We start from the raw sequence: 7,360 nt of genomic DNA, 5'->3' as shown, positions 1-7,360 counted from the left end.
TACCACCACTTTTTGAGAAGCTACCTTGGTCCCAGGTAAGTGCAGAGCCGTAGAGGCTTTGCATTTCCTCGACCGTGAGGGCGACCAGAGAACCGGAGCAGATGGGCGAGCCATCAGCGCCTTGCGACCAGTAGCCATCACAGGCAAGGAAATTCATTCGCCGACCTCACGGAAATCGACGGCTTTTTCGAGCGGTTCGCAGTCGGGGCAAACGGCGAAATGGGGTGGCAGGCTGAGGTCTGGCAGCAGATCGCTTTGCGGTACAGGCAGGCTCATGAGCTTACCCATGTCGTTTCCGCAGCAGTCGCAGATAACGCGATCAACAATCAGCATCGTCCAACCCTCCCCTTAGTTGGCTTTGGCCGGGTCCGGCTGGCTGCCGGCTAGCTTGGCGGTTGGGGTCGGTTGCTGGATGGGCCTAGTGGCCTGAGTGGCGGGCTTCACCGATTCCAGATGCAGGCAAAGATTATTGCCTTTCTGTTTACCAGCTCGTGCAATCTCGAAATGAATACGCACGGTTTCCAACGGCGCAAAGTTGGCCCCAGAGGCAAATACTTCATCCGCTACTTCGAGAGGTACATCCATGCTTACGATGGACAATCCATTCTCCGTTTCTCCATCAGGTTCATCACCATAGAAGACTTTAACAATCTTTACTTCGGTGCCGTTCTGGCTGAATGCGAGCTTCTGAGTCCCAAGAAATGCAACTTCCATCGTTGATCGTGCCATGTTGTGTTTCTCCAGTTGTTTGCGCTTGGTCGCGCTGTTTTGCGTTCTTCAAGCTAGGATTTACTGTCAGGTTGCTTTCGCTGTTACTGCCAGGATTTCTATTACTTGAAGTGCCGTACTCGTTTAACTAGTTGGGCGATCCCTTCGGGCCAGGCTCTATTGCTTCGCAACCAAGCCAAACGATGAAGCTGTTTGTCTTGGCCCTTCGGGTAACGATCCTTATCGCAAAATCAACCGCTCTTAAGATCAACACCAAGGGCTTTGCCCTTGTCATCCCACTCTTGCCGCCGAGGGCTCGGGAGCGCGGGGCGGTGAAGCTGCCCCACACTCACGAGCGGAGGCTGTTTCTGTTCGTGCAGGGTCAAGGGTGCGCTCCGCCCGTGCTTCCGTTCGCCGGATCGGTGAAGCGTGATCCGACGAGCCGGGAGCGCGGCCCTGGACCAATACAGGCCGAGCGGGATTGGTGAGCTGGTCCATCACGTAGCCGCCCCACTGGATGACCGCGAGAGCGGTTACACGACTCATGCCATCACCCCACCAGCTCGAACGGTTCGTGAAACGGAACGAACGGAGTTGGTTTTGGAGTTGGTTTTCAGCTTTGGTAAATAACGCTCCAATACTTCGCGGGGCGGGCGGGTGGCGTATGTTTCGCGCAAGTGAAACGCGGGATCACTTGCAAGCGACCATCGACCAGTAGGACTGACGAGGGGCGGCATTGGTCGCATGGTGTGAACCGGGAGGGAGCGGGAATTACCACCGCGATCCTTGACCAGCAAACAGAACAGTCGCAGTTCGGGGCATGAGGCAGGCGCAGATACTTGACAGGAACATTCATCAGCAAGCACCTGCGCAGAGGGCTTTACCGAAGACTGGCGACGCTCGAATGCGATCCAGGTCGGCATGATCGGACCGACATTACAGGCATCCGGGAAAGGCTTGCCGGAATGACTGAAGGCATTCATCAACAGGTCAGTAAGCAGAACATACTGATCCCACATGATTAAGCCGAGGTCTTCCAGTACCCGTAGCTGGCCTTGGACATAACCGAATTGTGCATTGCGCTGATAATCCGGAACGCTATCAACACCGCTCAAACGTACCTGGACCAGGGCGCCAAGAAGCGAGCGAAACGCGCGATCAGTAGAGAGGGTCATTCAGTCGACTCCTTTTCAATGAGCTGCTTGACCAGCAGTGCCACGTTAACCATCACGTACTTGCCGACCTTGTGCGACGGGATGTAGCCGTTACGAATCCAGCCCCACACCACGTCGTGTTCGTCGCTCATGCGAATCCAGTCCGCAAACTGACGCCACGGCATCACCGGGGGCGCGTTGAGCAGGTCTATCGGCGGTAGGTTTCCTTCCATGTCCTTGGCCTTTGTTGCACTATGTTGGTGTTTATTTAGAGCTATATTGACAAAGATCCACGTAATCTACATCTGTAATTTACAACAAGATGTAGGTAATTTGTACATTACATTTGTAAATTACTAGAACTTTATGGAATCAATAGACGAACGCGTTAGATCGCTAGTGGATAAGGCGGGAATCGATACGCTGGTGAAAAACACCGGCATCGGCGGGACTCGCTGGAGAACTGTGCGATACGACAAGCGAACCAGAATCAGCACCCAGGAAGTCGAGGCCTTAGCGCAGCTGTATCCGCAATACGCGCTTTGGCTGGCGAGCGGAAAAGTCGCCCCTGAGTGCGGGCAGACAAGCCCCGACTACGACGAGGCCAACCGAAACTTGACCAGTCAGAGCGCGGGATAGCGATCACCAAAGAAGTGACTAGGCGCTGGTACGCCCGAACGACAGGGAGAAGTTAGGTATGAAGGCTGAATGGAACGACGCCCCGGACTACATCACAAGGCATCCACGCAAAAGCCGCAGGTTAGCGAAGCTAATCCCTGGCCTGATCGGCACTGTTGTTACGCTAGCGGTTCTCCAGATGGCAGGATCAGCATTCCTCAAAGGTACCGTCCAGGACATCCCCGATAAGCACGTCCAACCCAAGCCAGCTCCCGTCGCCGAGATCAAGCGAGCAGAGCCGACAGCAACCAAGGATTGGGACAGGGTAGTAAAGGAAGCGACCGCAAAAGGTACAACGCCTCAGCCGCAAACAGACCAGCCCCAAGCCGCTACGGCAGAACCACAGCCCAGGCAAACCGTCTTCAACGACAACAACTACGTTCCCCAGGGCGCGACCAATATCGTTCCAGCTACACGCGTGCTCCCTGAGCAGACCGTAGCGACTCCTTCCCGCCAGAAAGAAATTGTGGTGGTAGGCAAAGAATCGCGGATCAGCGACTTCTGTCCTGGCGGGGAAGGAAGCATTCAGCGCAGGAACTGCAAGGCAAGCGTTAATCTGAACAACAGAAACTAGCGGTGAACTTGGAAACGGAGATAAAAAATGCTGGCATGGATACTTACAGCGACACTTATCAATCCACCGAATACAGCAGAACCGCCAGTCAGAGAGTCATACATATTCACTACCGAGAAGGATTGCAGGCAGGGCGAACAACTCAGAAAGCGGATAGCACAGCTGCGGAACGAGAAATCGAATATCCGATGCTCACAGATAGAGCTTCTCGACCCTGACAATATTTGACTGTCGAAAAAGTGTCGAAACCACTGCCCAAAAAAGGCCAGCAATAACTAAAACGGGAGCTGGCAGAACCGCACAACGCCCAGCATTGGCCAACATACGCCGTTGATGAATAAGGCAAAAACAGGATTTGAAGCCCGGCCGCACCACCGGGTGCGATTGCCTTCCAAGAAAGTTTGACCTGTTGGTCATAAGCGTGCGACAGCCTACCTGAGCTCGGTGTCCGAGGCCAAGGCGCTGTCACGTCGCACCTTGCGTTCGTTGCCGAACCGGCGGGTCAGGCCGATGCGATCGAAATGTTCGAGCAGTTGAATGCTGCGTTTACGGCCGAGTTGGATCTGGTCACGGAAGGCGGCGGCGCGGATCACGCCGGACTGGCGCTCCATGTCCAGTATCTGGCTGGCCAGTTGACGGATGGTCGCGTCGGGGTAGAAGAGGTCTTTGACGACCTGCTGCAATTCGCCGATGCGCGACAGCTTGCGCAGCAGGTGCCGGATGCGGTCCTCCTCGACGTATAGCGCGCTGGCCAGGTCGCGGACCCAGGGCGGGTCGAAACGCGCCGCTTCGAGCAATGGCCAGAGCCGGGCCCTCAGCGCTTCTTCTTCCTCGCTCAGGCGAACCCGGTGTCCGGGCAGATGCAGCCACGGGCCGCTGGCTTCGATGGTCCCGACTGCCAGCAGGCTTTCCAGCAGCGCCAGGTAGACCGGTCGCTCAAGCTGCGGTAGGGCGTAGCGGCGCAGGCGATCACGATCCGGTCCGAGCTCGTCCGGTTGGGTTTCGTGAAAGCGCTGCAGAGCCGCCACCAGGTTTTGTCCGAGGTCATCCCAAGTGCCGCGCTCGAACAGTCTCGGGCCCAGCCGCGTACCAATCTCCAGCGCTTCGTCTGGCAACCGCCAGGTCTGCCGCGGCCGATTGAACTGCCGCTCCAGCAAGGCGGGGTCCAAACCGTTGAGGGCGCTCGGCAGGAGCCCCGGCAAAATGTCTTCCAGAGTATCCCCGGCCAGCGCGCGTAGCACTGCCAGGCGCGCCTGGCGATGTCGGTTGCGTGGCGGTGCGAAGGGGTCGAGGATGCGGCCGCCGCCAAGGGTGCGCTGGGCGGATTGATCGCGCAGCACCACGCGGTCGCCATGCACGGCATGCGCGGGTGCATTGAGCAGCAACTGCGCATGCACGTGCCCACCGGGAGCCAGACATTCACCTTCCAGCAGGGCGATACGGCCGGTGACATCCTGGGCGCCAATGTGGACATGTAACGGTGTCCAGTGGCGCAATTCGCGGGTTTCGCTGGGCAGTAGCGTGAATTCGATGTCGATACGCTGGCTGCCAGCCTGCAGTTCGGGCGTCACCAGCCAATCGCCGCGCCTGATATCAGCCACCGAGAGCCGGTCACCGCTGAGGTTGAGGGCGACGCGCTGGCCAGCCTGGGCCTTCTGGGCCTTCTGATTCTGCGCATGCAATCCGCGGACGCGGACCTTGCGTCCGGATGGCCCCAGACTCAGTTCGTCACCCACCTTGACGCGACCTGCGAAGGCGGTGCCGGTCACGACCACACCAGCGCCAGTCACGCTGAACGCCCGGTCGATGGAAAGGCGGAAATGCCCGTCTTCGCGGCGCGCGCGCACTTCGCTGGCCTGCTCGAGCAATTGGGCGCGAAGCGCGTCAACGCCTTCACCGGACACACTGGACACCGGAAGGATCGGCGCACCGGATAACGGGCCGGCCTCCAGCAGTGCCTCGACCTGCAGCCGCACTTCGGCGATACGCGACGGCTCGACCCGGTCGATTTTGGTCAGTGCGACGAGCGCCCTGCGAATACCCAGCAGCTCGACGATGGCCAGGTGCTCCCGGGTTTGCGGCATCACGCCGTCATCTGCGGCCACGACCAACAGCACGCAATCGATACCGCAAGCACCGGCGAGCATGTTATGCACGAAGCGTTCATGGCCGGGGACGTCGATGAAACCGGTCAGGTCGGGTTCGCCCAGCGCGGCGTAGAGGTAGCCAAGATCGATGGTGATGCCACGCAGACGTTCTTCCTGACGGCGATCGCCGGCCTGCCCGGTCAACGCCTGGAGGAGGGACGTCTTGCCATGGTCGATGTGTCCCGCGGTGCCGATGATCATGATGCCAGCGCCTGCTCGAGGTGCGGCAGTTGTCCGAGAAACGCCGGCTCGTCATCCAGCTGGCGCAGGTCGAGCCAGAGCGCGTCTTCGGCTACACGACCAAGAACCGGGATCGGCAGGTCACGCAGCGCCTCTTCTAACAGCCGCAGGCTGCGGCCACGCAGACGCCTGGGCTGTTGCGGGCGAATGCACAAGGCGGCGCTCGGCAGGCGCGCCACAGGTTGTGCACCACTGCCGATCATGCCGAGTGCGTCTTCAACCGCGACCTGCCAGGACTCGCCCAAGGCGGCGGTCAGCGCCGGTGCCAGGCGTTCGGCCTGGGTGCGGATGTCCAACTGCGGACGGCTGAGCAGGCGCAGACTGGTCAGTCGTTCACCGAGGCGATCCGGATCGCGATAAAGGTTGAGCACCGCTTCCAGTGCGGCGAGGGTCAGCTTGTCGACGCGCAGGGCGCGCTTGAGCGGGTTTTTCTTGATCTTCTGGATCAGCTCGCGACTGCCGACGATCAGCCCTGATTGCGGGCCGCCGAGCAGCTTGTCGCCGCTGAAGGTGACGATGTCGGCACCGTCGCGCAGGGCCTGCTGTACGGTGGGCTCCTTGGGCAGGCCCCAGCGCGAGAGGTCGACCAGGCTGCCGCTGCCGAGGTCTTCTAGCAGCGGCAAACCGTGCGCATGGGCAATCTTCGCCAGTTCGGCTGTAGCGACACTGGTGGTGAAGCCCTGCACGCTGTAATTGCTGGTGTGCACACGCATCAGCAACCCACTGCGGGGATTAATCGCGGCTTCGTAATCCTTGGCGTGGGTGCGGTTGGTGGTACCCACTTCGTGCAGCTTCACTCCGGCGCGGGCCATGATGTCGGGGATGCGAAAGGCGCCACCGATTTCGATCAGCTCGCCGCGGGAAATGATGCCTTCCTTGCGCGCGCCAAGGCTGTTCAAAGCCAGCAGCACGGCGGCGGCGTTATTGTTCACCACGGTGACGGCTTCAGCGCCGGTCAATTCGCGGATCAGGCCTTCGATGAGGTCGTCGCGGTCGCCGCGCTTGCCGGTCGCCAGGTCGAATTCCAGGTTCAGCGGATAACGCGCCGCCAAGGTAATCGCCTCGATGGCTACGTCGGGCAGCAGCGCGCGGCCGAGGTTGGTGTGCAGCACCGTGCCAGTCAGGTTAAAGACGCGTCGCACTCGGCTGCGGTGCTGATTGGCTAGGCGCTCACCGGCGCGTCCGGCGAGCACGGCTTCGGACAGCTCCAGCGCGGCGAGCTGACCCTGACGGACCGGCTCGCGCAGCTCGTCGAGTAGATCGCGCAGGGTGCCAAGTAACGCTTCGCGGCCATAGCGCCGCTGCAGTGGTTCGCAGGCAGGCGCGCGCAACAGACGGTCGACCGAGGGCAGGCGAACGCTGCTCATGGCTGCCGCCTCGAATGATGTTGCGATACGGAGAGGGCGGGTTTGGCGAAAATCGTATCGATCGCGCTGGACCTTGTTGCGAGGTTGCCTGACACGCAGGACTCCATTCTTCTGAGTATTTCGCGAGCAGCATAGACGCTTAAATCGGCATAGGGTTCAGTCGGCCTCGTGTTCTTCCTGGCGCTGAATCGAGTAGGAGGCGGGATTGCTCCCACCGTCCTCTCACACCACCCTACGTATGGTTCCGTATACGGCGGTTCCTGCCTACTGACAAATAGCTCAGCGAGCTTGGTTCCGTTGATGTGTCGCCTGCGGTAGCCAAGCGCCCAGACCGGCTCTCGGGGTTTCCTGATGGTCTCGACCCCCGCTCTTCGCAGAGTTTCTGCTTTACGCTCCAACAGCGATCACAGCCGACTGTCCGCTCGTGGCAGGTTCAGCCCTTCGTCACTCCGGTTTCGAGCAACTACTACGGCCTCGGCTGACTTCTGTTCA

Annotated in this window: 7 protein-coding genes and 1 pseudogene; 2 read left to right on the top strand and 6 right to left on the bottom strand. The window is 59.8% G+C overall.

Translation table 11 applies throughout. The features are described from left to right. Positions 1-153 precede the first annotated feature (153 nt). From NA637_RS23545 to NA637_RS23530, 4 genes and pseudogenes are all read right to left on the bottom strand, one after another. The gene (locus tag NA637_RS23545; protein ID WP_256074916.1) at positions 154-333 is read right to left on the bottom strand and encodes a hypothetical protein; all 180 of its coding nucleotides are present in this window, start codon (positions 331-333) and stop codon (positions 154-156) included. Positions 334-348: 15 nt separating this feature from the next. Further along, positions 349-729, bottom strand: coding sequence for a hypothetical protein (locus NA637_RS23540; RefSeq protein WP_256074915.1), 381 nt, complete (start codon positions 727-729; stop codon positions 349-351). Between the two features lie 529 nt (positions 730-1,258). Next, positions 1,259-1,564: pseudogene (pflM, locus tag NA637_RS23535) on the bottom strand (lysogeny maintenance protein PflM). Positions 1,565-1,879: 315 nt separating this feature from the next. Continuing rightward, positions 1,880-2,095: a DNA-binding protein gene (locus NA637_RS23530; RefSeq protein WP_256074914.1), complete on the bottom strand. Its 216-nt coding sequence runs from the start codon at positions 2,093-2,095 to the stop codon at positions 1,880-1,882. 133 nt (positions 2,096-2,228) lie between these two features. Between NA637_RS23530 and NA637_RS23525 the strand changes: the two genes are divergently transcribed. Both NA637_RS23525 and NA637_RS23520 read left to right on the top strand, forming a co-directional pair. Then, positions 2,229-2,501 carry a hypothetical protein gene (locus NA637_RS23525; protein WP_256074913.1) on the top strand — a complete coding sequence of 91 codons (273 nt, stop codon included), beginning with the start codon at positions 2,229-2,231 and terminating at the stop codon, positions 2,499-2,501. A 58-nt stretch (positions 2,502-2,559) separates the two neighbouring features. Further along, on the top strand, positions 2,560-3,114 hold the full coding sequence (locus NA637_RS23520) for a hypothetical protein (RefSeq protein ID WP_256074912.1): 555 nt from the start codon (positions 2,560-2,562) through the stop codon (positions 3,112-3,114). Between the two features lie 431 nt (positions 3,115-3,545). Here the strand turns inward: NA637_RS23520 and selB are convergent, their stop codons facing one another. Together selB and selA are read right to left on the bottom strand one after the other, a co-directional pair. Next, a complete protein-coding gene (gene selB / locus NA637_RS23515) occupies positions 3,546-5,462 on the bottom strand; it encodes a selenocysteine-specific translation elongation factor (RefSeq protein ID WP_256074911.1) in 1,917 nt (638 codons plus the stop codon). Then, entirely contained in the window at positions 5,459-6,868 is a 1,410-nt protein-coding gene (gene selA, locus NA637_RS23510) for an L-seryl-tRNA(Sec) selenium transferase (RefSeq protein WP_256074910.1), read from the bottom strand. The genes selB and selA overlap by 4 nt, the downstream gene beginning before the upstream one ends. Positions 6,869-7,360 lie beyond the last annotated feature (492 nt).

Origin of the sequence: Stutzerimonas stutzeri (assembly GCF_024448935.1) — a bacterium.
GTDB classification, from domain to species: Bacteria; Pseudomonadota; Gammaproteobacteria; order Pseudomonadales; family Pseudomonadaceae; genus Stutzerimonas; species Stutzerimonas stutzeri_AO.
Note: the sequence above shows the minus strand (reverse complement) of the source record. Positions and strands in the feature narration are given on the sequence as shown.